The sequence below is a fragment of the Haloarcula sp. CGMCC 1.6347 genome, assembly GCF_037078395.1.
Lineage (GTDB): Archaea > Halobacteriota > Halobacteria > Halobacteriales > Haloarculaceae > Haloarcula > Haloarcula amylolytica.
In genome coordinates this window covers 478834-501722 of the sequence record NZ_JAYMGX010000001.1, presented here as the reverse complement: position 1 = coordinate 501722, position 22889 = coordinate 478834, and the positions used below count along the sequence as shown (strand labels likewise).

Genomic DNA, 22889 nt, shown 5'->3' with positions numbered 1-22889 from the left:
CTTGTCCCGGGCGGTCGAACTGGGAAGTATGACAGATGTCGTCGTCGCCGGCGGGGGGCTCTCCGGGCTAGTCGCCGCCAGGCACCTGGCTGCGTCGGGCCGAGACGTGACCGTCTTCGAGCAGCGCTCGGACGTTGGCGGTCGCGTCCGGACGACCCACGAGGACGGCTACACGTTCGACCGCGGGTTCCAGGTCATGTTCACCGCCTACCCCGCGGCGAAGCGCGAACTCGACATCGAGGCGCTGGCTCCGCGGACGTTCACACCGGGCGCGACCATCGCCAGTCCGAACCACCGTTCGGTGCTGTCGGACCCGCTCCGGAACCCCTCGGCCGCGCCTCAGACGCTGCTCAACACCGACGTTCGCACGGCCGACAAGCTCCGGCTGTTCCGGCTCCAGCGCGAGCTGGCCAACGTCGAGCCAGTCGAACTGCTCTCCCGGGGCGGAAAGACAATCCGGGAGTACCTCGCCGACTACGGCTTCTCACAGCGGTTCGTCGAGCGGTTCGCCGCGCCGTTCTACGGCGGCATCACGCTCGACCGCTCGCTCGGAACCGACAGCAGCATCTTCGAATACACCTACAAGATGCTGAGCGAGGGCGAGATATTCGTCCCCGCCGACGGGATGCAGGCGATGCCGCGACAGCTCGCCGACCGCGCACGCTCAGCGGGCGCGACCATCGAAACCGACGCGGCCGTGACGGACCTGGAAACCCACGAAGGCGAGGTCACTGCCGAAGTGGGCAACGAGACGGTGACGGCCGAGAGCGCCGTCGTCGCGACGGACCCGCGAACCGCGGCGGAGTTGACGGACATCGACGCCATTCCGACCGAGCCGGTCGGCTGTGTCACCCAGTACTTCGCGCTCCCGACGAATCGCGCACCGACGACCGGACAGCGCATCATCCTCAACGCGGCGGACGACCGGCCGAACACCGTCGCGCCGCTGTCGGCGGTCGCCAGCGAGTACGCCCCCGCCGGCATGGAGTTGTACAGCGCCACGTTCCTCGGGACGCCGGCGGAAGACGACGCGGAACTGGCCGCAGCGGTCCGGGATGCGCTTCGGTCGTGGTATCCGAACGCGAGCTTCGAGGCGCTGGAACTGCTCCGGACCGACCGCGTCCCGTTCGCGCAGTTCGCCCAGCCGCCGGGGTATCGGGACTCGCTTCCGGACCCGACAGCGCCGGACGGGAACGCCGTCTTGGCCGGCGATTACACCCGCTGGTCGTCGATACAGGCTGCGCTGGAAAGCGGCAAGGTCGCCGCTGATCTGCTTCGATAAGGAAAACGCCGATACGACTGCAGGAAGGGAACGGCGGCCTATGCGGCCGGACCGCCGCTATTCGTGTTTCCCTCGTGGTCGTGTCCCTCCCCTTCGAGGACTTCCGAGACGTACTTTATCGTCGCGAAGTACAGCAGCAGTAGCGAAAGCAGCGTAATCGCGATGAGACCCAGCGCGATTTCTGTCTGAACCATGTTCCAGCGTCCACCGTCGCAGGCCAAATATTTACCGTTATAACATTCGACGGAACTCACCCAGCGGCGGGAACGACAGGGTCTCCCGCCCGCTCTCGTCCCAGACGACCGGCTCAAGTCGGTCGGCGTCGGTGACGAGTGGAGACTGGAAGTCGCCGGCACGCATCTCGTTGACCTCGACGCCGGCGTTCAGCCTGTTGAACGACGGGAGCATCACCACGTCGCTGCCGCGGTACTGGCCGCTCCCGGCGAGATAGCAGGGCCGGCGCTGGCCCTCGATGGAGATGGTCGGGTGGTCGTGCCCGACGACGTAGCGCTCTGCGTCAACTTCGGGAGCCTCGTGACCGTGACAGACCACGGTATCGCCGACCCAGTACTCCGTCTCGGTCGGGCCGTCCCAGACACTGTCGAGCATCGTGTCGTGGTTGCCCGGCGTCACGACCAACCGCGCGCCGACTTCCTGACAGGCGCTCTTGAGCCCCGCCACGGTGCTCTCGACCGACCGAGGAACGGTCTGGAACGAGTGGAGGAGGTCGCCGGCGACGACGACCTCCTCGGGGCCGTGGCGCTCGACGAGCGACTGGAACCGCTGGACCATGTCCGAACCGGACCCGACCGGCAGTTCGAGATTCCCACCAGTACCCCGGCCGACGTGGAGATCCGCGACGACGAGCGTCTCCCCGAGCAGGAGCGCCCGGTCGTCGTAACTGGCTGTCATCGCCGTCCAGTCGGCGCTGGTGACGGTTATATTGTCGGTCACGGCGACGGGCCCCATCGCAGGCGGCCGGACCGCGGCCGAATGTCTCGGCCTGACAGTGTCGGTGGTATTTTTACCTGCGACTCCCGTGACTTCTGTATGGTCGACGTCCTGGAGAACAAGCGGGCCGCGACGCGGTTTCGGGTCCTCGTGGAGATCGCCGAGCGCCAGCCCGCGGTGAGTCAGGGCGAAATCGCCGACGCCGTCGGCGTGACGAGCCAGGCCGTCAGCGAGTACATCCGTGAACTCGTCGACGACGGCCTCGTCGAGAAGGAAGGGCGGTCGCGCTACCGCGTCACCAAGGAGGGCGTCGACTGGGTGTTCCAGTCCGCCACCGACGTGCGCCGGTTCGCCGACCACGTCACCGACGACGTGCTTGGCAGCGTGCAGGAGGACGCCGCCATTGCCACGGCGGACCTGGCTGAGGGCGAGACGGTCACGCTCTCGCTGTCGGACGGCCTGTTGCACGCCGACCCCGGCGGTGGCGACGCAACGGGCGTGACGACGACCAGCGCCGCGGAAGGCGAGGTCGTCGGGGTCACCGGCTTCGAGGGCGTCATCGACCTCGACCCCGGCCACGTCAGCGTGATACAGGTTCCGCCGGTCCGGTCGGGGCCGGTCGAGAACGTCGACGACATCGCCGCGGCCTGTGCGGACGCCCCCATCGTCACCGCCGCGGGTGTCGAGGCCGTCGTCGCGCTCCGCGATGCCGACATCGAACCGACGACGCACTTCGCGGCGGGCGAGGTGGCCGCCGACGCCGCATCTCGGGGACTCGATGCCGTCGTCGTCGCGACACAGGACACCGTCGGTCGTGTGACCGACGCCCTCCGCGACGCGAGCGTCGACTACGATGTGACGCAGTAACCAGCAAGTAGCGGGACTTTTCCGGTCGGCTACCGTCGGGACAGCCATGAGCGACCACGAGATGCACGAAGCCGTCGAAGCGTTTCTGAGCGAAGCCGACAACGCATACGACGAGTACGAGCAAGGCTACACCGACGCTGATGCGACGCTCCGGCGACTGGAGACGGCTATCGAGGAACTGCGGACGGCAACCGAGGATTGACCTCCTCCCACGCCTGAAGGCGCGGGATTCCCGCGGCACCGCACCGCTAGGTTGGGAGTTTCAGGTTTGTAGCCAGGTCGGCATGACCGGACTCCTGGCGGGGCCAAGCCGCCGTTACTCCTATCCCCGGTATGGGGATTCAGAGTTACCGTGTGTCGGAATCCACAGCCAGCGGCCCGAAAGGGATTCTTTTGGACGTAGCGTGGCCCGAATCCCGATATTATCCGTTTATCTGGGCGGCTGATCCGCCTCGGTGTGGTCATGCATACAGTGTCACCGGTTATAAAACTCCGGCTGAGTGAGGCTACAGGCGAAGCTGCCGGGTTGTCGGCTTCATCCACTCCCCTGAAGGGGTGGGCTTTCGCCTTGCTCCCGCTGTAAGACGCCGTCCATCGTCGGGCGAACAGTATTGTAGGCTCAGGTTCATGTAGGCCGTATGACGGATGTGGTTCTGGTAGACGGCGCACGCACCGCACACGGTGAACTGCTGGGAGGGCTCGCAGAGCGAAGCGCGACAGAGCTCGGTACTGCAGCCGTCGAGGGACTGCTCGACCGAACCGGCGTCGACGAAGACAGCGTCGACTGGGTCGGCCTCGGAAACGCGGTGCAGGCGGGCGTCGGCCAGGTCCCGGCCAGACAGGTCGTCGTCGAGTCACCGCTACCTGACGATGTCGCCGCGACGACGCTGAACGAGGCCTCGGGGTCGGGACTGCGGGCGATCATGACCGCCGCCGACCGCATCGAGGCCGGTCGGGCGTCGGTGTGTCTCGCCGGCGGCATGGAGTCGATGTCGAACGCGCCGTATCTCGTGCCGGACATGCGCGGCGGCCGCCGGCACGGAAACAGCGAACTCGTCGACGCGATGATCTGGGACTCGCTGTGGGACAAACACTACGACGCGCACATGGGCACGCTGACGGAGGAAATCGCCGCCGAGCACGACATCAGCCGCGAGGCACAGGACGAGTACGCTCGACGGAGCAACCACCGGGCCGTCGAGGCCATCCAGTCCGGGAAGTTCACCGAGGAACTCGTCCCGGTGGAAACGGCTGACGGCCTCGTAACGGAGGACGAGGGACCGCGGCCGGACACGACAGTGGACCAGCTGGCGGCGCTCCCGCCGGCCTTCGAGGACGGCGGCACGATCACCGCCGGCAACGCCTCGAAGCTCTCCGACGGCGCGGGCGCAGTGGTGCTTGCCGACGCCGAGACGGTCGAGCGCGAGGGGCTGGGGCCGATGGCTCACGTCGAGGACTACGCGGTTGCCTATCGCGACCCGGCGGAATTCTCCATCGCGGTTCGGGACGTCGTCGCAAAGCTCTTGGAGCGCAACGACCTCACCGTCGCCGACGTGGACCACTTCGAACTCAACGAAGCCTTCGCCGCCCAGATGGTGTACGTCGCTGACGAACTCGACATCCCCGCCGAGAAGCACAACCCGCTGGGGGGCGCGGTGGCACTGGGTCACCCCATCGGGGCCAGCGGCGGCATCCTCACCACGACGCTGCTGTACGCGATGGAGCGGGAAGACCATCACCGCGGCATCGTGGGGATGAGCGTCGGCGGTGGCGGCGCGATTGCGATGTCTGTCGTCCGGTAGGTCCCGCCGGCGGCGAGGCGAGTGAGCGTCGGCGGTGGCGGCGCGATTGCGATGTCCGTGGTCCGGTAGGCCCCGCCAGCGGCGAGGCGAGTGAGCGTCGGTGGCGGTGGCGCGATTGCGATGTCAAAGCAGCGTGAAATCCCGCTGAACTGAAAGTGGAAGAGCGAGAGGGGCGCTACGCACTCAGTCGAAACGAGAGAACGGCAATTAAATTACGAGCCTGTTTTTCCGATTTCCTCCAGTGTGAGTGTGTAGTCTCCGCTTCCGCTGTAGACATACACGAGTATGCCGATCTCGCTGACCTGTGAGAAGTCGTCGATGATTATCTGTTCGCTACTGTCCTGCGTATAGGACGCGCGGTCGTAGTCGTTCGGGGTGGGCGTGCGACCGTCGAAGGAGACATAGAGGTCGAAGTCGGCGTCAGATGGGCCATCGAGGCTGAGGATCAGCTGCATGGGCGACTCCGTCTTGAGGGAGTACGTCTGCTTGTCGTAGTCAAGCATCCCATCGAGTGACCCGGACAACTCTTCGGTGAGACGGTCTTTCGATTCATCGGTGACGGAGACGCTGACTGACGTGGTTGCCTCGGCACCGTCGTTGTCAGTCGCAGTGACAGTAACGGTGTATTCGCCAGTATTGGCGTACGTGTGGCTGACCTCTGTTGCGTCCGCTCCCTCGACGGGGTCAGATCCGTCGCCAAACTCCCAGCGATAGTTCGTTATCGAACCATCAGGGTCACGGGAACCGCTGGCGTTGAATATAACCTCCTCGTTGACGGAAACAGTTCGCGAATCGTCCTTGAGTGTCACGATCGGCGGTTCGTTTTCGGTTCCGCCACCGGCGGTTACGAAGTTGTATGCATCCGCGAGGCCGAAACCGACGAACTGGCCGTCTGCGTCCAGTGGCTGGGCGGTGTCGAGAAGGTTCTGTCGGGCCTGGCTGACGGACCAATCATGTCTGTCGAGCCCGAGCGCAGCGACGCCGGCGACAGCAGGACTCGCCATCGACGTCCCGGGGAACTGCGCGTAGTCTCCCCCCGGAACGGATGAGAGTATGTCATTGCCCGGTGCCGCAATGTCGACCTTCTCGCCGTAGTTCGAGAACTCGGTCGGACTCTTGTTGCTATCGACGGCACCAACGGCGACGCATTCTTCGTAGGCCGCTGGGTACGACACGTCCTGCTGGCTTGGTGGATCACTGTCCTTATGATTCCCGGCTGCACAGATGAGGAGAACACCCTGATCCCACGCGTTTGAGACCGCGTTTTTCATTGTCTGGTTGTAGCCGCCGCCACCGAGAGACATATTGATAATGTCCGCCCCCTGCTCAGTCGCCCACTGGACGGCGTTAGCGATATCGGCGGTTCGGCCCCCGTTCGGGCCGAGTGCACGGCAACTCAGGAGCCGAGAGTTACTGACGCCCGCAATACCGGTTTCGTCGTTCGTTTCGCCGGCAGCGATACCGGAGACGTGTGTCCCGTGCTGAGCGGATTGTGGGGCGGGATCGTCGTCGTTGTCGACGAAGTCACGTCCTTTCTGGCTCCCGAACTGCCCGTCGAGGTCGGGATGGGTGTAATCTGTACCGGTGTCTATGACGGCGATGGTGACGTCTTCGCTTCCGAACGTAATGTCCCATGATTTCGGGGCATTGACCAGCTGTGGCGCGTACTGGCTGTCGAACTTCGGATCGTTCGGAACCGTGGCGATCGGCTCGCGAACGTGGTTGAATTCCGTATATTTGACCCCGTCAATTCCTTCGACTGTCGGAAGGATTTCGCCCTTGAATTTCTGCGGGACTGCTGAGCGAAGATACGAAAGTGACTCGTTCACGTCGATGATATCGAGCTGTTCGAGGTCAGACCGTTCTTTTATTTTGTCATGAACATCTGAAGCGTTCCTATCATTTGATACACCAATCAGATATTCTTCTGTGTCAGCTTCCTGTGATGCGCTGACTTCTCCACCAAAAGCTGCGACGGTTACAGCGGAGCCGAGTGCCTTGATAACTGATCTTCTGGACGGTTTCGGCAGGGTATGTCGGGACATCCGACTCCCAATAAATATGGGTGGGTTATAAAATTAATATATAATTCCTCATGCAACCCGGTGTCTAATAAACAAAATTATATATGCTACTTTATAAATACGTGTTTATTTTGTTTTCTGATATATAAAGGAATAGTTATGAACGTTATAGTAGTTTATACCGGTCGGCAATAGCAACAGAACAGACGGACGCCGCTAATGCTACCGAAGCACAAGGAAGAATTATCGGGCCGGCCGCCCCCAAACAGAATATGACTGGATTCTCCCGACGGGTAGAGCAGGTATCGATCTCTGGCATCCGCGAAGTGTTCGAGGCGGCGGGCGAGGACGCCATCAACCTCGGCCTCGGCCAGCCGGACTTCCCGACGCCGGAGCACGCCCGCCAGGCGGCTGTCGAGGCCATTCAGGCAGGGGAAGTCGACGCCTACACGTCGAACAAGGGAACCGAGGAACTCCGGGAAGCAATCGCCGCCAAGCACAAACGGGACAACGACCTCGATGTCGACCCCGGAGACATCATCGCCACGTCGGGCGGGAGCGAGGCGCTGCACATCGCACTGGAAGCCCACGTCGATGAGGGTCAGGAGGTCATCTTCCCGGACCCGGGGTTCGTCTCCTACGACGCGCTGACCCACCTCGCGGGCGGGACGCCGCGGCCGGTCCCGCTGCGTGAGGACCTCACGATGGCCCCCGAAACGGTCGAGGAGGCCATCACCGACAACACGGCGGCGTTCGTCGTGAACTCGCCCGCGAATCCAACCGGAGCGGTCCAGTCCCCCGAGGATATGCGGGAATTCGCCCGCATCGCCGACGAGCACGACGTGCTGTGTATCTCCGACGAGGTGTACGAACACCAGGTGTTCGAGGGCGAGCACCGCTCGCCGGCGGAGTTCACCGACACGGGCAACGTCGTCGTCGTCAACGCCTGCTCGAAGGCGTACTCGATGACCGGCTGGCGGCTGGGCTGGGTCACCGGCGCGACCGACCGTATCGAGCGGATGCTGCGGGTCCACCAGTACGCCCAGGCCTGTGCGTCGGCCCCGGCCCAGTACGCCGCCGAAGCGGCACTGTCCGGCCCACAGGACCAGGTGTCGGAGATGCGCGAGGCTTTCCAGGAGCGCCGGGACGTGCTGCTGGACGGTCTCGACGAGATGGGGCTCGACTGTCCGACGCCCAAGGGCGCGTTCTACGCGATGCCGAAGGTCCCCGAGGGCTGGGTGGACGAGGTCATCGACCGCGGGGTCGTCGTCGTCCCCGGCGACGCCTTCGGCGAGCACGGCGCGGGCTACGCCCGAATCTCCTACGCGACGGACATGGCGACGCTAAAGGAGGCCATCGACATCATGGCCGACGCGACGGCGGCGGTTCGCTGAGCGCTCACGGGGAAGCCGGAACCGCGCCGGACAGTTATCCCGAAATTGGAACAGTCTCGGAAGAGAGTGCGAAGAAACGCTTTATTTGCCGCCTGTCTTGACCCTCGTATCCCATCGTGGCACATGCATCCGAGTCCAGCGCGCTGTTCGACGGGGAGAGACAGGACTATAGGACGGGCAGACACAGTTCCCGGGAGGACAGTGGGATGGAGAAAGCGCTCTGGTATCTGCTGACGGCGACGCGCGGCGGCGCCAACCGGGCGCGCATCATCGACGCTCTCTCGGACCGACCGATGAACGCCAACGAACTCGCCGACGAACTCGACGTGGGCTACAAGACGGTCAGGCACCACATGGAACAGCTAGAGGACCACGACGTGGTCGAATCCGGCGACGAGGAGTACGCCAAACTCTACTTCCTAACGGATCAGTTCGACAACTACCGCGACACCTTCGAAGAGATCGTGGAGAAGATGGACGAATGACGGGGACAGATATAGAGAGGTGTCGCTGATGGCGATGGGACCGCTCATCACCGCCGCGGCGGCGCTCGCGGGGCTCAACGTCCTGCTGTTGCTCCCGCTGCTTGGCGTCTGGGTCCGTAACTACGCGACGTTCCGGACGGGGCTCGTCGCCGGCCTCATCGCTTTCGCCGTCGCGATGCTCGCCGAGAACGCCATCGCCGTCTACTTCTTCTTCTCGATGCAGAGCTTCTACGCCGGCGACCCACACGTCCAGCAGGCCGTGCTGGTCCTGCGCTCGCTGCAGTTCGTCGCGATTGCCGGACTGAGCTACACCACGCTGCGGTAGCGCGATACCGGGAGTAACGCAGTGGTATTGGCGATCCGTTCGGGCTCGTACCACGGGGTACTGTCCTGCCATGGAGCCGAATACGTTCGGGACAAGCGCCTGACTGGCGGGGACCGTCGTCGAACGTATGAGCACAGATCACCAGGAGTCGGTACAGGAACTCGACGTTCGGGACGTCGACGGAGAACCGTTCGAACAGATCATGAACGCCCTCGACTCCGTGGGCGAGAGCGAGGCGCTCCGGTTGGTGAACAGTTTCGAGCCGGTGCCGCTGTACGACGTCCTCACGAGAAAAGGATACCAGTACGACACGGAACAGGTCGCCGACGAGGAGTGGCACGTCACGATCCGACCGGAGTGAGATGCGTCCCGAGCGCGTCTCGCGGTGGTTCGTCACCGCCAGCGCGCTGTTTTTCGTCGGCTTCCACGCCGCAATGGCGGTCGCCGCGCCCCGCCGCGTCGTCGTCACGCTCGGCCTCTACGGGTTCGTCCTGCACGTCCTGTTCGGGAAGGCCTACGCGCTCGTACCGTCGTACTTCGACCGGGACCTCGCGTGGGATCGGGGGCCGGCCGTGCAGTTCCCGCTGTCGGTCCTCGGCACAACAGGGCTAGCGCTCGCGCCGCTCGGTCCACCGTGGCTCCAGCCCGTCGGAACCATGCTCTGGGCAGGCGGCGTCGCTGTCTTTCTCAGCACGCTGGGGTGGACGATTCGCGGCAACGTCACCGGCGCGGCGACGGGGACCGGCGGTCCGAACGCCCATCGGAAGCCGGTCGACCGAACCGCCAACGTCGCGGTCCCGATAGCACTCGGCTACCTCGCACTTGCCGCAGGTGGCACGCTCACGACCGCTGCCGGCTTCGGGTCGACGCTCCCCCAGCAACTGTCGCACTTGCTCGCTGCGGGGACGGCAGCGTTGTTCGTCTTCGGTGTCGGCTTCCGTCTGTTTCCCCGGTTTCTGGTCGCTGAAGCGCCGCGACCGGTCGTTACGGTTGTCATCGTTGCCGGCGCTGTCGGTCCCGCGCTGCTGGGCTTCGGTCTGTTCGACCGTAGACTCCTCCTCATCGGTGGCGTCGTGGAGGCGACCGCGGTCGTGGGCTTTGCGCTGTCGTATATCGTTCTCTTCCTGCGGTCGGAGCGCCGCCGCGTCGGGTTCTACGCGGTGCTGGTGGCAGTTGTGGCCGGTGTCGTCGGTATCGGGTTCGGGCTGACTCTCGCCGTAACCGGGCGGAGCCCGGCGCTGGTGAGCGCACACTATCGGGCGATGCTGGCGGGCTTTCTCGGACTCACCGTGGTCGGTGCGGCGTTCCAGTTCTACCCGCCGGCGGTCGGCGTCTGGCCCGGTGCGAACGACCGGACGGCGCTGCTGTCGATTGGACTGCTCGGCGGCGGACTCGGCATCCAGCTAATCGGACTCGTCGGCCAGTTCGGCCGGATGACGTCTGTCGGGACGGCGACCGGGGTTCTCGGTGCACTTCTCTATACGTATCTCCTGTTAGCGGCGTTCGCTCGCCGATGGCAGTAGTAGCGACGCGCTGTGGGCCTACTCCGCGATGATGCTGTCGAGCAGCTTCGTCTGGGCGGCGGCGAGGTGTTCAGCGAACGTCGAGACGGAGATGTCCAGTTCCGACGCCACGTCACCGGCGTTGGCCCCTTTCGGATACTCGAAGTAGCCCATCTCGACGGCGGTTTCGAGTACCTCCTGTTGCCGGTCGGTGAGTTTACTTCGGTCGACGAGGATCGAGTCCACCGGGTCAACGTCGCCGTTCCGACGCATCGACCGGAGCGAGACGCCGTCGTACAGTTCCTTCAGCCGTGTCACGATAGCGCGCACCCGGTCGACATCGGGAGCGTGGAAGGTCAGGTGGAGCTGTCCGCCCTCGGCACGGATATCAGCGACCGGACAGTCGTATGTTTCGACCGCCTCGCAGACGCACTCAGTTCGCGACCGTGAGAACTGGTAGCGGGAGCCGTTGCCCGTCGCGAACACTTTGTCCATGTCCTCCCGGGCCTCGATTGCCCCTTCGTCAGTGCCCGTCGCGGTGAACTCTTCGATGACTTGCCCGTCTGCATCTGGGCTGCTTCGGGCGACGTCGGTCACGGCCGCGCCCGCCTCGTCCGAGACGCTCGCCACCGGACAGGCCCCAGGGGTGTCGACCGACAGCTCCACTCTAATGCCGGAGTCGCTCATATGAGTTACTGTGACACCACATTACAAAACGGGCGAGGCGCGTTCCCACGGAGTGAAAAACCCCCTCAATCTGCCGGGTGCTGGTCGGGAACCGACCCCTCGAACCCATCCGGCTGATAGTCACAGAGGGGGTCCGCCGCCAGCGGGTCCCCCGTCGTCGCGTACGCTCGCGACCGACTGCCGCCACAGACCGTTCTGTATCGACAGGCCCCGCATTTGCCCGTCAACGCGTCGTCGTCCCTGAGTTGCCGGAACAGCGACGACTCCCGGTAGATGTCCACGACGCTCTCCTCCCGAACGCTACCTGCCGATTTCGGCAGGAACCCGGAGGGGAACACCTCGCCGGTGTGGCTCACGAAGGCGAACCCTTTGCCGGCGCGTATACCCATCCGGCGTTTGAGCCCGCCCGCGCCCTCGTCCTGGTTCTGGATCGCGACGCGCCGGTAATGGGGCGCTTCGGTCGTCTTGAGGCCGAACGATGCCTCCTCGCTGACCTCGTGGAGCCACGACAGCACGCGCTCCGCTCGCTCGGGATCGATCGGCGTCAGCACCCGCCCGCGGCCGACCGGAACGAGGAAGAACACCGACCACAGCACCGCATCGAGGTCCGCGACGAGGTCCCGGATCACCGGTAGCTGTTCGACCGTCTCCGCGCAGACGGTGGTGTTTATCTGCAGCGGGATATCGAGGTCACGGGCCGCCTCGGCCGCCGCCATCGTCGCCTCGAAGCTCCCGGATTCGCCCCGGAAGGTATCGTGAGATTCGCTGTCGCCGCCGTCGATGGACAGGGCCAGCCGCCGGAGTCCGGCGTCGTCGAGTTCGGCCAGTCGGTCCTGCGTGATCGAGTTCGTCCCGCTGGGCGTCAGCGTCATCCGGAGGCCCTGCTCGGTGCCGTAGTCGACGAGTTCCGGGAGGTCCTCGCGGGCAAGCGGGTCCCCGCCCGAGAGGACGACCAACTGGCCGTCGCCGAAGTCGCGGGCCTGGTCCAGCAGCGCCTTCCCCTCCGCCGTCGATAGCTCGTCGGGGTGACGGCGTGGCTGGGCATCAGCACGGCAGTGCTTGCACGCCAGTTCGCAGGCCTGGGTCACCTCCCAGATCAGCACGAGCGGCTGCTGGTCGAGATCGAGTTTCCCGCGCATCTATGCCTCCCGGTGGACGCGGGTGACGTGGCCCCCACAGCCACACTGCTGGACGTACTCCACTGAGATGGTCTCGCCGAACGCCTCCGCCAGCGCGTCGAACAGGTAGGTTTCCGGATGGCCGTGGTCGGCGTGGCTCACCAGATTGACGTGGTTCCCAGCCGTCGTCATCTCGACGGCGTCGATGGCCTGTTCGACGACCACGTCGGGGTCTTCGGCGTGTGCGGGCGTCTCCAGGTTCGCCGACCAAGAGTTGTCGTGAACCTCGGTTGTAACCGGAGGCACGTCCTCGTGGGAATGGCTCATATGTACTGGTAATCCGTGGGTATCCCTCGGTCCTCTCCCGAAGATGTTCGGGTTGTTATACACAACGGATTGCAGAGAATAATTCGTCTGAGCGGCTTTATCACACGTAGTACTACGAGACCTGTTCGACCAGCCAGTCGAACTGCTTGTTCAGTTCCTTCTTGCGCTGTCGCGAGATAACGGTCGAATCGATCATCTCGCCGAGCACCGGGAGGTCGAGCGCGCTGTACTCCGTCGTCGCCGTGACTTCGGTCCCGCCGTCGACGGCCTCGACCGTGTATTCTGTCATCATCGACTCGAAGATTCCCTGCCGCTGCTCGTACCGCAACACTGCGTCAGTTTCGACGATTTCGAGGTCCAGTTCGATTTCGAAGAGTCCGACGCGATTCGTGATGCCGAGGTTGTCCCCGTCGAGTGTCACCTCGTCGAACCCTGCCGCAAGCATAAACGGCTCCACGTCAGTTATCAGGTCGGTGACTGTCTCTGGGTCGGCTGGGACCGTCCGAGTCAGCGAGACGCGCTCCATACCAGACGGCCAGCGGCCGGCGGAATAAGCGTTCGCCATACCCGGAGATGTTCGGCGTTCTGGTTTTGCGCGACCTGATCTCGTGTTGATAGTGTGTGACACCACTCCCCAAGTTTCTTATTCCTATCGCAACTGTACGAACATGTTCGGGATTACGGACGCGGGGGTCGGGCGAATATATTCGGATACACCAATGCCACACGCTGAACTCACGCTCACGATTCCGGATGAGATCTGGATCGGCGACATCTCGCGAGCGTACGACGACGCGACGTTTCGCATCCTGTCTGCGCTCCCCGGCGAGGACTCCGGTGTCGGGCTAGCGGAGATCACATCAGACGACCTCCCAGCGGTTCTCCGTGATATCGAGAACCGGGAGTCGGTCACGACCCTTGAGATACTTTCACACCGGGACGACAGCGCGCTGATTCAGTTCGAGACGTCGATGCCGCTCCTGCTCTTCCCAGTCCAGGGCTCGGGCGTCCCGCTTGAGATGCCGTTCACCCTGTCCAACGGCGAGGCCGTCTGGGAGATATCAGCGCCACAGGAGCGACTCTCCGAACTCGGCGAGCAACTGGAGGAGTTCGGTATCTCCTTCAGCGTCGACCGCATCCAGCAACACCTCGAAACCGAGCAGGTGCTCACCGAGAGCCAACTGGAACTGGTACAGGAGGCCATCGACGCGGGCTATTACGACACGCCGCGGGAGTGCTCGCTAACGGAACTGGCGGACCGCGTCGGTATCGCGAAGTCGACCTGCAGTGAAACCCTCCACCGCGCGGAGGAGCAGATCCTGAAACAGTTCGTCTCGGACCTCCCCGCGCGGTGAGGGGAAGTCGAAGCGCGTAATACGCGCCTCTGTGAGAGGTACGACATATGAGTTCCGACGCGGTCGACGAGACGCACGAAAACGCCCGACAGGAGGTCATCGCGGTGGACGCCGACGACAACGAGGAGGGGCTGGTCAATCGGCTCGACGCCCACACCGGCGAGGGGGTTCGCCACCGCGCGTTCACTGCCCTGCTGTTCGACGAGAACGACCGGATTCTGCTCGCCCAGCGCGCGGCGAACAAACGCCTCTGGGACACCCACTGGGACGGCACCGTCGCCTCCCACCCAGTCGAGGGCCAGACACAGGTCGAAGCCACCGAGGAGCGACTCGAAGAGGAACTGGGCATCGACCCCTCGCAGTACCAGAACCTCCGCGTGACCGACCGGTTCGAGTACAAGCGCTACTACGAGAACGCTGGCCTCGAATGGGAAGTCTGTGCGGTCCTGCAGGCCACGCTCCACGACACCTCGCTGGAACCGAACCCCGAGGAGGTCGACGGCCTCATGTGGGTTCCCTACGAGCGACTGCGTGAACACCCCGAGTACTACCGCCAGCTCCGCCTCTGTCCCTGGTTCGAGATCGCGATGCGCCGGGACGAGGAACGGTAACGCCGACGGTCAGCATCAGCGCGGGCGGCAGGCATCGCAGTGACGCCGCCCCGACCCGTTTCCTTTTCGGCCCGGCCACCCAACCCCGGGTATGGACGTTCCGCTGTACGACTCTCTCGACGGCCAGGTCGTACTCGTCACCGGAGCCACGCGGGGCATCGGGAAGGCAATCACCGACGGACTGGTCGACCTCGACGCGACAGTGTACGCCGGCGCTCGCGATACCGGCGACATCGCGGCTACGGACCGCCATGCCATCGAACTCGACGTGACCGACGACGACGGGATGGTCGCCGCGGTCGACCGCATCGAGCGTGAGCAGGGACGGCTCGACGTGCTGGTCAACAACGCCGGCGTGATGGACTCACGAGAGCCGCTCGACGAGATGCCGACCGACGTAATCGACCACACCCTCGAGACGAACCTCCGGGGGGCGGTCCTCATGACGAAGTACGCGCTCCCGCTGTTGCTGGCTGACGGTGGCGGCCGCGTCGTCACCATGTCCTCCGGGCTGGGAGCCATCACCGAGAGCCAGTCGGGCGGCACGCCGGCCTACCGCATCTCGAAAACCGGCGTCAACGGGCTGACGAAGTACCTCGACGGCGAGTACGCGGCCGACGGCCTCATCGCCAACTCGGTCTGTCCGGGCTACGTCCAGACGGACATGACCGAGGGGAGCGCTCCACGGACGCCCGAGGAGGGGGCCGAGACGCCGGTGTGGCTCGCTCGCTTCCGACCAGAGGCACCGAGCGGGCGGTTCTGGCGCGATAGGGCCGAAATCGAGTGGTAGACAGCCGCGATCAGTCAGCGTTCTCGCTTCGGGCCGTCGCTGGCTCGTCTGTCGCGTGGGCGGGCTCAGCCGCCGGCAGTTGCAGTTCCACAGTCGTTCCCGGCTCGGCCGTATCGGGGAACGACATCCGGCCGCCGAGGTTTCGGACGATCCAGTTGACGAGCCAGAGCCCGACGCCGGAGCCGTGTTTGAGCGGCGTTTCGGTTCCCGAGCGGATGACCTCGCGCTCGTGGTCGGTGATACCGGGACCGTTGTCGTGAACGGCCACACGGACGCCCGGTGTTCCGTCGGTCCGCGTCGCCGTAATCTCGACTTCGACAGGACCCCCATCGGTCGCCTGATGTTCGACGGCGTTCTCGACCAGTTCCTCTAGTGCGATGAGGATCGACGGACCGCCCTGTATCCAGAGATCATCCTCGCAGGTGAGCGTGATCGCCACGTCGGGGCGGCGATCCCGAGCATCGCTCACGACCGATTCCAGCAGCGTCTGAAGCGCTGTCGGGCTGTGCTGTTCGGTCTCCAGGGCCTCGGTGACTCGGCCGATCTTGTTACTGCGGTCGACGATGTCGTCGACTGTGCTGATAATACGGTCGAGTCGCTCGCGTTCGTCGGCGTCGGCCGTGTCCCGGAGCAGGTCCGCGTTCCCTTTGACGACGTTCATCTCGTTCCGGATATCGTGACGGAGCAAGCGGTTGAGTACGTCCAGTCGCTGTTCCCGTTGTCGCCGCTCCGTGATATCTCGGAGGCTGATGAGGTGGCCCGAGACAACGCCGTACGCGCGGTACAGCGGTATCACGCGCACGTCGTAGTACCGGACGCTGCCCTCGTGTTCGAGGGTCGTCTCAGTCTGCGTTCGCTCACCGGGGCCGGGGACCGTCTCGGCGAGTGCCGGTACTGTATGCGGTAGCGAACGGCCCAGCTGCGTGTTCTGGTCGCCGTCGAACAGCACCGTGGCTGTCGCGTTGATATCGACGATGCGGCGCTCGTCGTCGACGATGATAACCATATCGTCCATTTCGGTGAAGATCGCTTCCCGGCCCAGTTCCCGGGTCACTGGTGCCACGTCGAGCAGTTGCCCGCGGAGGATGGCGACTGAGAGGACCGCCCCCGAGGCGACGTACCCGAGACTCGTCGGGTTGAACGGAGTCGGTAGCGCACCGAGCACGAACAGCGACTGGACGACCGTCGGGACGGCGATGGCGAGCAACAGTGCGATCCCCTGGCCCTGAAACACCTGGTTCGACCGGAACAGCATCCGCAACAGGAGGACACCGCCGGCGAGGATCAACAGTAGTATGTAGGACATGTGCCCCCAGTACAGGACTTCGTACGCGGGAGCGAGCGCTACCGACGATGCGGAGACGGATTGTGTCCCATGACCGGACCAGATGAGTCTGTGAGCGTGATTCGACCAGACAAGTGTGACGAACACCGCGGGTTCGACGAGCAACAGCGCTGTTCGGCGTTGCGTGAGCCAGTGTGGGTGTCCCGTGTACTCGATAATCGTCACGAGCCACGCGACAGGGATGATTACTGAGAGCGTCAACTGTACCTGGACGAGTCGCTCCATGGTAGACAGCCCCGGCACAGCGAGCTCGATACCGTACGTCACGGCCCAGAGGCTCGCCGCAACGACGAACACTGCCAGCGGTCCCGCACCCGGCCGGTCCCGGTGGAGCCACACCAGAAAGGCGACGCCCATACCGACGACACCAGACAATAAAACGACAGTAAGCGGCGACAGGACCATTCAGTAGCGTAGTAATGGCGTCCCTGATATAACTATTCTCGGTCACTTCGACTGCGAACGAACCGCGGACCACACGGCGAGGGCACCAAGTACGAACGCCGGAACGAGCGGGAGTGTGAGATATGCGTCCCGGAGCGTGAGCCCGAAACTGCTGATAACGCCCTGTGCGGACGGCAAGAGCAAGATTGCGCCGGGGACGAGCAGGAACGCCACGCCGATCATCCCGACCAGAATCCAGCCGCTCGTCCCGAACTCGGGACCGTCGGTGGCTTCCATACCCGTCTCACTGTCCGCAGATGGGGCGTCTGCGGACTGTGGCTCCGTGTCGGGACGGTGGACGTAGCCAGACTCGTCGTCAGCCATCGGCACACACCCCGTCGCGTCCGCTCGAACGGTGCGTTACGATGGGACCACCCCCAGGAATACCGACGAAACAACGTGGCTGCATGTCTCGGCATCAGGCAAGCGAGCGCAAAACGCTAACGGTCCCGCTACTGCGACAGACCAGGTGCTTCCTGGCTCGAGATGTCACGCAGGCTCATCCGATGGCCGCTGGATGAAGCGTGTGCGTCCCGCTGGCCCTCCGCAACCGACGAGTCTTCGTACAGTCCCTCGAACGCACACTCATGGCAGACGACGTGGTAGCTCCCAGCCATACATTTTGTTTCATATGGCTATATTTTAAGCCTATCGTTTTCAGATATTATATACATTACAGTCCCGCAAACGGTCGTCAGGGTATTTATCCACCGCGACCGATGGAGTAGTATAGTGGATTTCCAGTCCCGTGACACACGCCGGGGTCCGACTGACGGGGAAGACGACGAGACAGACGAGGGCGAGACGGGGGACGACGAGGAATCCGCGGCGGTCGATACTGACTCCGAGGCCACCACTTCAGAGCCAACCGATGCAGCGGACACAGCGCCGGGAAGCGACGACACAGCAGCAAGTGGGGGTGACGGAACAGAGACTTCGGCGGTGGACGACAAAACGGAGGACGGTGACGGTTCCACGTCGGAGCCTGAAGCCGACAGCGCCGTCGTAGAACGAATCGACGAGGCGGTAGAGCAAAGCAGCCATCCAGCGGCCGAAACACAGGACGCTGAAGGGACCGGCGGGGCGACCGAGCGACCCGACGAGGGACCCCACGAAGACCCCCTTTCTGAGACACAGGCAGGCGACCCAGCGGAAAACACATCGCAGGCTGAGACGCCGCCGACAGCGGATGAACCACCAGCGCAGACAGTATCCCAGGACGACGCGGCCCAGGAGCGGCAGGTGGCCGCCGCCGTCGTCACGGTCGGAACGGCAACAGAGGAGAGCGACCCGACAGGCGAGGCGGTAGAGACAGCACTCGAAGCGACCGGACAGACGGTCACCGCCCGCGAGCGCCTGCGAGGGGACTACGACGGCATTCAGGGTGCCGTCGACAGACTAGTCGGGCGCGACGACGTGGAGATCGTCGTCACCGCGGGGGGCCTCGGCGTCGCCCCGTCGGCGCAGACGCTCGAAGCAGTCCACCCACTGTTCGAAAAGGCCCTGCCGGGGTTCGAGGAAGTGTACCGGAGCCTCCTCTTCGAACAGCAGGGAACCGGTGTCATCGCCGTCCGTGCGACTGCCGGGATCGCTGGAGAGACGCCGGTGTTCTGCCTGCCCGCGGACCCAGCGGCGGCCCGTGTCGCTATCGACGAGATCATCGCGGCGGAAGCCCCGGCCCTCGTCGCTGAACTGTCCTGAGCCGACTCGGCGGACTCGCGGTATCAGTCTTGTGTCCGTTTAGCCGGCTTAACGTGATATTTGCCGATTCGTCTCGGGTCGCCGATTTTCCCCAATCCCAACCGGCTGTTCTCCCGAATATCTGCCGTTTAAACGTTTCAATCGCGGTGAAACGTCGTTAACCGCGGCCCCCATTGAAGTGGAGACAGTCCACAGGGTCGGGTGTCATGTCCGATCGCAACGCGACACGACGCGGCGTGCTCACGGGTATCGGCGCGACAGCTGCAGCTGCACTGGGTGGGGCGGCCATCTCCGGGACGGTTGCGGCGGCCGGTCCCTGGGAGTCCGTCGAGTCCCCGACCGGGAACACCCTCCACGACGTCGAATACACGGCCACCGGCGCGTACGCGGTGGCGGGTGGCGGTATCGTCCTCGAACGGACCAGCAGGGGCTGGCAGAAGGTCGTCGGCGGTGGCCCGACCGGCAACGGGAACAGCCTCTACGGGGCCGACGTAACCGACGACGGCAAGGCCCTCTGGTTCGTCGGTGCCTCGGGCGCTATCGGCGAATACGACGTCGAGTCGGGCGTGCTCACCGACCACAGCGCCCCGATGGACGTGACCAACAACTTCAACGATGTGTCCGTGACCGGCACGGCCGGCGAGGCGAACGTCTACGTCGCCGGCGACTCCGGCAAGATGTACTACAGCTTCGAGAACGGCGCGAGCGAGACGTGGGACTACACCACGCCCGGCTCCGGGTCGGCGATCAACGCCGTCGACTTCCACGGCGTGCGCTCGGGCCACATCGTCGACGGGAACAAGAGCGTCTTCGCCACCGACGACGGCTCGACGTGGAACAAGGTCGGCCTCGCCGACGCCAACGTCAACTTCTACGGCGTCGACTCCGACGGTCCGGACGACGTGTGGGTGTCCGGCGGCGGTGGGATGATTTTCCACTGGAACGGCTCCGAATGGACGCCGACCGACACGGGCGACGCCGGCCTTCGAGATATCAAGGTCACTGACGACGACAGCGCCGGCTACACCGTCGGTGGCGGCGGCAAGGTGTACGCCCTCGGCGGTGGCGACTGGACCCAGGAGGAGACGCCCGCCGGCGAGAACCTGACGGCCGTCGTCCGCGGCGGCACGGATATCGCAGTCGGTTCGGGCGGGACCATTCTCGAAAAGTGACGACGACGCAGTAGCGCTGGCCGGCTCGGGACAGCGGCGCGTCGGAGCCACGACTTTTCACCGGCCCCCTCCAACACCCTGCATGGACGACATTCAGGTCCAGGGTACGTCGGTCCCCGCACTCGGCCTCGGGACGTGGCAGCTCACCGGCCAGTCCTGCCGTGAAACCGTCGAAACAGCTCTGGATATGGGCTATCGCCACATCGACACCGCGCAGGCGTACGGCAACGAGCGGCAGGTCGGACTGGGGATGGACGCCGCCGCGGTCGACCGCGAGGACGTGTTTTTGACGACGAAGCTCGACGGCTCCAATCGCGACGAGCGGAGCGTCCGACGGTCGACGCGGGAGAGCCTGAACAAACTGGGAACGGACTACCTCGACCTCCTGCTCATCCACTGGCCGAACACGCCGTGGATGGCATCCCTGTCGGAGACGCTCGGGGCGATGAACGACCTCGTCGAGGAGGGGCTGGTCCGCCATATCGGCGTCAGCAACTTCTCGCCGTCGCTGCTGGACAAGGCGCGGGACATCTCATCGGCTCCGATTTTCACCGACCAGGTGCAGTACCACCCCTACTGGGACCAGCGGAAACTGCTGGACTACTGTCGCATCCACGACGTGCTCCTGACCGCCTACAGCCCCCTCGCTCGCGGCGGCGTCCTCGACGATCCCGCACTCGTCCAGATCGGCAACAAGTACGGAAAATCTCCGGCGCAGGTCGCGCTTCGGTGGCTGGTCCAGCAGGAGGGCGTGGCAGCGATTCCGAAAGCGTCCAGCCGTGAACACCTCGAAGCGAACATGGCAGTCTTCGATTTCGAACTCACCGACGCGGAGATGGAGCGGATCCGGGACCCGTCGACGGTCAAGACCGGCGTGCAGTTCGTCCGGTCGCAGTTGCCGTTCTGAGCGCCACGGCCGACTCATTCAGCGGCCACGTCGACTCGTGACCAAGCGTTTTGACGACGACACACCAATCCCGCGCTATGGTAACGGCGCTCGCCGATGATATCTGGTGGTACGACCTCACGGGCGTCAACGCGACGCTCGCCGACGACGACGGAGCGCTAACGCTCGTGGACGCGGGGCTACCCTGGCACGGCAACGCGCTCATCGCCGGCCTGAGCGACGCCGGCTACGAACTCCGGGATCTGGACCGAATTCTGCTGACGCATTTCGACTTCGACCACGTCGGCGGGCTGTCGGCCTTCGACGGCATCGACGTGACTATCTACGTCGGGGAGCGGGACGCCCCGCTGGTCACCGGCGAGCAGGCTCCGCCGCTGGGCACCCACAAGGGGGCGTTCCAGCGACTCGTCTCGCCGTTCCTCGACGCGCCGGACAACGACGTCGTCCCCCTCGCCGACGGCGACACCGTCGGCAGTTTCACTGTCTACGATACCCCTGGCCACACGCCGGGGCACGTCTGCTACGTCAGCGAAGACCATTCGCTTGGACTGCTGGGTGACCTCGTCCGGGAGGACAGCGGCCGCTTCGAGCCCTCGCCGTGGCTGGTGAGCTACGATACCGACGCCGTTGCTCGGAGTATCAGAGACTTCGCCGAGCGCGCACCTGACTTCGAGACCGCCGTGCCGGGCCACGGCGTCCCCTTCGAGGAAGGGGGTTCCGCGAAACTCAGTAAGCTGGCAGCGACGCTGTGAAACGGCTGGCCTAGTCGCTACTGAGCCGGCCGGCCACGAAGTCTTGGCCGCCCAGCCCGACCGCCAGCGCGAACCCGATCCCGACGGGGAACACGACCGCGAGCAACAACACGGCGAGCAGCAGCGAGTCGACGCCCGCGAGGTTGAGCGCGATAACGGCGGTAAACAGGTAGACGAGCGCCTGCAGCGTTCCCGAGAGGAGCGGCTTCGAGACCCACTCTTCGGCTGCATCGACCGACGTGATCACGTCGGCGACGTGGTCGGCGACCAGTGCCCCCAGGACGAGGACGACGAGGGCACCGACCAGGGTCGGCGCGTAGGTCAGCCCATCACGGAGCAGGGCCGCGACGGGAGCGATAGTGAGCGTCGCCGCAGCGACGTAGACGGCCGCCGCGTAGACGTAGTACTCGACGACTAGACCAGCCACTCTGCCAACGGTGCCGCTGTCAGCGTCGAGCAGTTGTCCGAGGTGCGTTTCCGGGAAGTTCTCCGTGAGACCGGGCCGGGAGACGAGGCCGGGGACGAGCGTGCCCAGCAGTCGGCCGAGACCGAACCCGACGACCAGGAACACTGCGGCGGCGACGATGTTCGGAACGTACCCGAACAGCGTCGCGGCGAGCGTCCGGAGCTCGCTGATGTTCAGCGTTCTGACCGCCGCAAGAACAGCGACCAGATAGACGAGATATCGGGCGAGCAGACCTGCTGCGGACGCGACCGGGTCCGACTCCGCTGTGACGGCCGACACCGGCGTTTCCTCGGCGCGGTCGTCGAGCCCGCGTTCGAGCGTCCAGTCGTACACCGCGCCGTCGAGGTACTCGCCGACCCCGTAGCCGATGGCAAGGATGACTGCCGCAATCAGTATCGTCCCGACGGCCGATACGCCGTCGGCGACGAGGGTTGTCAGGAATTCGACGATTCGGTCAGCGACGTTCGCTTGCAGCAACAGCGGTCGTTCCGTGACGGCCTGAATCGCTAGCATAGGTGTATCCAGTAGTTACTCTCTTAATCTATCTATTAAATCCGTCGAAGAATGTGTTAAATTATGCTC

Annotated in this window: 27 protein-coding genes; 16 read left to right on the top strand and 11 right to left on the bottom strand. The window is 64.5% G+C overall.

What is annotated here, in order from left to right:
• Window positions 1-28: 28 nt before the first annotated feature.
• The gene (locus tag VI340_RS02680; RefSeq protein ID WP_336357728.1) at window positions 29-1282 is read left to right on the top strand and encodes an NAD(P)/FAD-dependent oxidoreductase; all 1254 of its coding nucleotides are present in this window, start codon (window positions 29-31) and stop codon (window positions 1280-1282) included.
• A gap of 38 nt (window positions 1283-1320) precedes the next feature.
• On the opposite strand, the gene VI340_RS02675 is transcribed toward VI340_RS02680, so the two are convergent.
• Together VI340_RS02675 and VI340_RS02670 are read right to left on the bottom strand one after the other, a co-directional pair.
• Complete coding sequence (locus tag VI340_RS02675) at window positions 1321-1476, bottom strand: hypothetical protein (RefSeq protein ID WP_008310556.1); 156 nt, start codon at window positions 1474-1476, stop codon at window positions 1321-1323.
• Between the two features lie 37 nt (window positions 1477-1513).
• A complete protein-coding gene (locus VI340_RS02670) occupies window positions 1514-2251 on the bottom strand; it encodes a metallophosphoesterase (protein WP_008310558.1) in 738 nt (245 codons plus the stop codon).
• Between the two features lie 81 nt (window positions 2252-2332).
• Between VI340_RS02670 and VI340_RS02665 the strand changes: the two genes are divergently transcribed.
• The 3 genes from VI340_RS02665 to VI340_RS02655 all read left to right on the top strand — a co-directional run bounded on the left by VI340_RS02665 (window position 2333) and on the right by VI340_RS02655 (window position 4902).
• A complete protein-coding gene (locus VI340_RS02665) occupies window positions 2333-3100 on the top strand; it encodes a DUF7839 domain-containing protein (protein ID WP_008310559.1) in 768 nt (255 codons plus the stop codon).
• A 46-nt stretch (window positions 3101-3146) separates the two neighbouring features.
• Window positions 3147-3302, top strand: a complete 156-nt coding sequence (locus VI340_RS02660; RefSeq protein ID WP_008310562.1) for a hypothetical protein — start codon at window positions 3147-3149, stop codon at window positions 3300-3302.
• A gap of 436 nt (window positions 3303-3738) precedes the next feature.
• Window positions 3739-4902 (top strand): thiolase family protein, encoded by a 1164-nt coding sequence (locus tag VI340_RS02655; protein WP_336357727.1) that lies wholly within the window; start codon window positions 3739-3741, stop codon window positions 4900-4902.
• A 212-nt stretch (window positions 4903-5114) separates the two neighbouring features.
• On the opposite strand, the gene VI340_RS02650 is transcribed toward VI340_RS02655, so the two are convergent.
• Entirely contained in the window at window positions 5115-6731 is a 1617-nt protein-coding gene (locus VI340_RS02650; protein WP_336329848.1) for a S8 family serine peptidase, read from the bottom strand.
• A 467-nt stretch (window positions 6732-7198) separates the two neighbouring features.
• Between VI340_RS02650 and VI340_RS02645 the strand changes: the two genes are divergently transcribed.
• The 5 genes from VI340_RS02645 (at window position 7199) to VI340_RS02625 (ending at window position 10653) form a co-directional block, all read left to right on the top strand.
• The gene (locus VI340_RS02645; protein WP_008310574.1) at window positions 7199-8320 is read left to right on the top strand and encodes a pyridoxal phosphate-dependent aminotransferase; all 1122 of its coding nucleotides are present in this window, start codon (window positions 7199-7201) and stop codon (window positions 8318-8320) included.
• Window positions 8321-8526: 206 nt separating this feature from the next.
• Window positions 8527-8805: an ArsR/SmtB family transcription factor gene (locus VI340_RS02640; RefSeq protein ID WP_336357726.1), complete on the top strand. Its 279-nt coding sequence runs from the start codon at window positions 8527-8529 to the stop codon at window positions 8803-8805.
• Between the two features lie 28 nt (window positions 8806-8833).
• Window positions 8834-9130 (top strand): hypothetical protein, encoded by a 297-nt coding sequence (locus VI340_RS02635; protein WP_008310576.1) that lies wholly within the window; start codon window positions 8834-8836, stop codon window positions 9128-9130.
• 127 nt (window positions 9131-9257) lie between these two features.
• Window positions 9258-9491, top strand: a complete 234-nt coding sequence (locus VI340_RS02630) for a DUF2249 domain-containing protein (protein WP_008310578.1) — start codon at window positions 9258-9260, stop codon at window positions 9489-9491.
• 1 nt (window position 9492) lies between these two features.
• Complete coding sequence (locus VI340_RS02625; protein ID WP_336357725.1) at window positions 9493-10653, top strand: hypothetical protein; 1161 nt, start codon at window positions 9493-9495, stop codon at window positions 10651-10653.
• Window positions 10654-10671: 18 nt separating this feature from the next.
• On the opposite strand, the gene VI340_RS02620 is transcribed toward VI340_RS02625, so the two are convergent.
• The 4 genes from VI340_RS02620 to VI340_RS02605 form a co-directional block, all read right to left on the bottom strand.
• Window positions 10672-11319 (bottom strand): helix-turn-helix domain-containing protein, encoded by a 648-nt coding sequence (locus tag VI340_RS02620; RefSeq protein WP_008310582.1) that lies wholly within the window; start codon window positions 11317-11319, stop codon window positions 10672-10674.
• 65 nt (window positions 11320-11384) lie between these two features.
• Window positions 11385-12458, bottom strand: a complete 1074-nt coding sequence (locus VI340_RS02615) for a radical SAM protein (protein WP_336329850.1) — start codon at window positions 12456-12458, stop codon at window positions 11385-11387.
• Window positions 12459-12764, bottom strand: coding sequence for a CGCGG family putative rSAM-modified RiPP protein (locus tag VI340_RS02610; protein WP_008310586.1), 306 nt, complete (start codon window positions 12762-12764; stop codon window positions 12459-12461).
• 112 nt (window positions 12765-12876) lie between these two features.
• Complete coding sequence (locus VI340_RS02605; RefSeq protein ID WP_008310587.1) at window positions 12877-13290, bottom strand: SRPBCC family protein; 414 nt, start codon at window positions 13288-13290, stop codon at window positions 12877-12879.
• 193 nt (window positions 13291-13483) lie between these two features.
• Here VI340_RS02605 and VI340_RS02600 point away from each other — a divergent pair, with 193 nt between their 5' ends.
• From VI340_RS02600 to VI340_RS02590, 3 genes are all read left to right on the top strand, one after another.
• Window positions 13484-14119, top strand: coding sequence for a helix-turn-helix domain-containing protein (locus tag VI340_RS02600; protein WP_008310589.1), 636 nt, complete (start codon window positions 13484-13486; stop codon window positions 14117-14119).
• A gap of 47 nt (window positions 14120-14166) precedes the next feature.
• Complete coding sequence (locus VI340_RS02595; RefSeq protein ID WP_008310591.1) at window positions 14167-14730, top strand: NUDIX hydrolase; 564 nt, start codon at window positions 14167-14169, stop codon at window positions 14728-14730.
• 91 nt (window positions 14731-14821) lie between these two features.
• Window positions 14822-15520 carry an SDR family NAD(P)-dependent oxidoreductase gene (locus VI340_RS02590; protein ID WP_336357724.1) on the top strand — a complete coding sequence of 233 codons (699 nt, stop codon included), beginning with the start codon at window positions 14822-14824 and terminating at the stop codon, window positions 15518-15520.
• Window positions 15521-15530: 10 nt separating this feature from the next.
• Here VI340_RS02590 and VI340_RS02585 read toward each other — a convergent pair whose 3' ends face one another.
• The 3 genes from VI340_RS02585 to VI340_RS02575 all read right to left on the bottom strand — a co-directional run bounded on the left by VI340_RS02585 (window position 15531) and on the right by VI340_RS02575 (window position 17926).
• On the bottom strand, window positions 15531-17270 hold the full coding sequence (locus tag VI340_RS02585) for a histidine kinase N-terminal 7TM domain-containing protein (protein WP_049942954.1): 1740 nt from the start codon (window positions 17268-17270) through the stop codon (window positions 15531-15533).
• Window positions 17271-17312: 42 nt separating this feature from the next.
• Entirely contained in the window at window positions 17313-17633 is a 321-nt protein-coding gene (locus VI340_RS02580; RefSeq protein ID WP_008310596.1) for a hypothetical protein, read from the bottom strand.
• A gap of 128 nt (window positions 17634-17761) precedes the next feature.
• Window positions 17762-17926, bottom strand: coding sequence for a hypothetical protein (locus VI340_RS02575; RefSeq protein WP_023843142.1), 165 nt, complete (start codon window positions 17924-17926; stop codon window positions 17762-17764).
• 112 nt (window positions 17927-18038) lie between these two features.
• Between VI340_RS02575 and VI340_RS02570 the strand changes: the two genes are divergently transcribed.
• The 4 genes from VI340_RS02570 (at window position 18039) to VI340_RS02555 (ending at window position 21841) form a co-directional block, all read left to right on the top strand.
• On the top strand, window positions 18039-19010 hold the full coding sequence (locus tag VI340_RS02570) for a molybdopterin-binding protein (RefSeq protein WP_008310598.1): 972 nt from the start codon (window positions 18039-18041) through the stop codon (window positions 19008-19010).
• A gap of 206 nt (window positions 19011-19216) precedes the next feature.
• Window positions 19217-20182, top strand: coding sequence for a WD40/YVTN/BNR-like repeat-containing protein (locus VI340_RS02565; RefSeq protein WP_336357723.1), 966 nt, complete (start codon window positions 19217-19219; stop codon window positions 20180-20182).
• Between the two features lie 82 nt (window positions 20183-20264).
• Window positions 20265-21089: an aldo/keto reductase gene (locus VI340_RS02560; RefSeq protein WP_336357722.1), complete on the top strand. Its 825-nt coding sequence runs from the start codon at window positions 20265-20267 to the stop codon at window positions 21087-21089.
• 77 nt (window positions 21090-21166) lie between these two features.
• Window positions 21167-21841, top strand: a complete 675-nt coding sequence (locus tag VI340_RS02555; RefSeq protein ID WP_336357721.1) for an MBL fold metallo-hydrolase — start codon at window positions 21167-21169, stop codon at window positions 21839-21841.
• Window positions 21842-21851: 10 nt separating this feature from the next.
• Here the strand turns inward: VI340_RS02555 and VI340_RS02550 are convergent, their stop codons facing one another.
• Window positions 21852-22820 carry a mechanosensitive ion channel family protein gene (locus VI340_RS02550; RefSeq protein ID WP_336357720.1) on the bottom strand — a complete coding sequence of 323 codons (969 nt, stop codon included), beginning with the start codon at window positions 22818-22820 and terminating at the stop codon, window positions 21852-21854.
• Window positions 22821-22889: the final 69 nt, after the last annotated feature.

Excerpts from the sequence above, each read along its gene's own strand:
- VI340_RS02680 (WP_336357728.1), top strand. The coding sequence starts at position 29 with ATGACAGATGTCGTCGTCGCCGGCGGGGGGCTCTCCGGGCTAGTCGCC.
- VI340_RS02675 (WP_008310556.1), bottom strand. The coding sequence starts at position 1,476 with ATGGTTCAGACAGAAATCGCGCTGGGTCTCATCGCGATTACGCTGCTT.
- VI340_RS02670 (WP_008310558.1), bottom strand. The coding sequence starts at position 2,251 with ATGGGGCCCGTCGCCGTGACCGACAATATAACCGTCACCAGCGCCGAC.
- VI340_RS02665 (WP_008310559.1), top strand. The coding sequence starts at position 2,333 with ATGGTCGACGTCCTGGAGAACAAGCGGGCCGCGACGCGGTTTCGGGTC.
- VI340_RS02660 (WP_008310562.1), top strand. The coding sequence starts at position 3,147 with ATGAGCGACCACGAGATGCACGAAGCCGTCGAAGCGTTTCTGAGCGAA.
- VI340_RS02655 (WP_336357727.1), top strand. The coding sequence starts at position 3,739 with ATGACGGATGTGGTTCTGGTAGACGGCGCACGCACCGCACACGGTGAA.
- VI340_RS02645 (WP_008310574.1), top strand. The coding sequence starts at position 7,199 with ATGACTGGATTCTCCCGACGGGTAGAGCAGGTATCGATCTCTGGCATC.
- VI340_RS02640 (WP_336357726.1), top strand. The coding sequence starts at position 8,527 with ATGGAGAAAGCGCTCTGGTATCTGCTGACGGCGACGCGCGGCGGCGCC.
- VI340_RS02635 (WP_008310576.1), top strand. The coding sequence starts at position 8,834 with ATGGCGATGGGACCGCTCATCACCGCCGCGGCGGCGCTCGCGGGGCTC.
- VI340_RS02630 (WP_008310578.1), top strand. The coding sequence starts at position 9,258 with ATGAGCACAGATCACCAGGAGTCGGTACAGGAACTCGACGTTCGGGAC.
- VI340_RS02625 (WP_336357725.1), top strand. The coding sequence starts at position 9,493 with ATGCGTCCCGAGCGCGTCTCGCGGTGGTTCGTCACCGCCAGCGCGCTG.
- VI340_RS02620 (WP_008310582.1), bottom strand. The coding sequence starts at position 11,319 with ATGAGCGACTCCGGCATTAGAGTGGAGCTGTCGGTCGACACCCCTGGG.
- VI340_RS02615 (WP_336329850.1), bottom strand. The coding sequence starts at position 12,458 with ATGCGCGGGAAACTCGATCTCGACCAGCAGCCGCTCGTGCTGATCTGG.
- VI340_RS02610 (WP_008310586.1), bottom strand. The coding sequence starts at position 12,764 with ATGAGCCATTCCCACGAGGACGTGCCTCCGGTTACAACCGAGGTTCAC.
- VI340_RS02605 (WP_008310587.1), bottom strand. The coding sequence starts at position 13,290 with ATGGAGCGCGTCTCGCTGACTCGGACGGTCCCAGCCGACCCAGAGACA.
- VI340_RS02600 (WP_008310589.1), top strand. The coding sequence starts at position 13,484 with ATGCCACACGCTGAACTCACGCTCACGATTCCGGATGAGATCTGGATC.
- VI340_RS02595 (WP_008310591.1), top strand. The coding sequence starts at position 14,167 with ATGAGTTCCGACGCGGTCGACGAGACGCACGAAAACGCCCGACAGGAG.
- VI340_RS02590 (WP_336357724.1), top strand. The coding sequence starts at position 14,822 with ATGGACGTTCCGCTGTACGACTCTCTCGACGGCCAGGTCGTACTCGTC.
- VI340_RS02585 (WP_049942954.1), bottom strand. The coding sequence starts at position 17,270 with ATGGTCCTGTCGCCGCTTACTGTCGTTTTATTGTCTGGTGTCGTCGGT.
- VI340_RS02580 (WP_008310596.1), bottom strand. The coding sequence starts at position 17,633 with ATGGCTGACGACGAGTCTGGCTACGTCCACCGTCCCGACACGGAGCCA.
- VI340_RS02575 (WP_023843142.1), bottom strand. The coding sequence starts at position 17,926 with ATGGCTGGGAGCTACCACGTCGTCTGCCATGAGTGTGCGTTCGAGGGA.
- VI340_RS02565 (WP_336357723.1), top strand. The coding sequence starts at position 19,217 with ATGTCCGATCGCAACGCGACACGACGCGGCGTGCTCACGGGTATCGGC.
- VI340_RS02560 (WP_336357722.1), top strand. The coding sequence starts at position 20,265 with ATGGACGACATTCAGGTCCAGGGTACGTCGGTCCCCGCACTCGGCCTC.
- VI340_RS02555 (WP_336357721.1), top strand. The coding sequence starts at position 21,167 with ATGGTAACGGCGCTCGCCGATGATATCTGGTGGTACGACCTCACGGGC.
- VI340_RS02550 (WP_336357720.1), bottom strand. The coding sequence starts at position 22,820 with ATGCTAGCGATTCAGGCCGTCACGGAACGACCGCTGTTGCTGCAAGCG.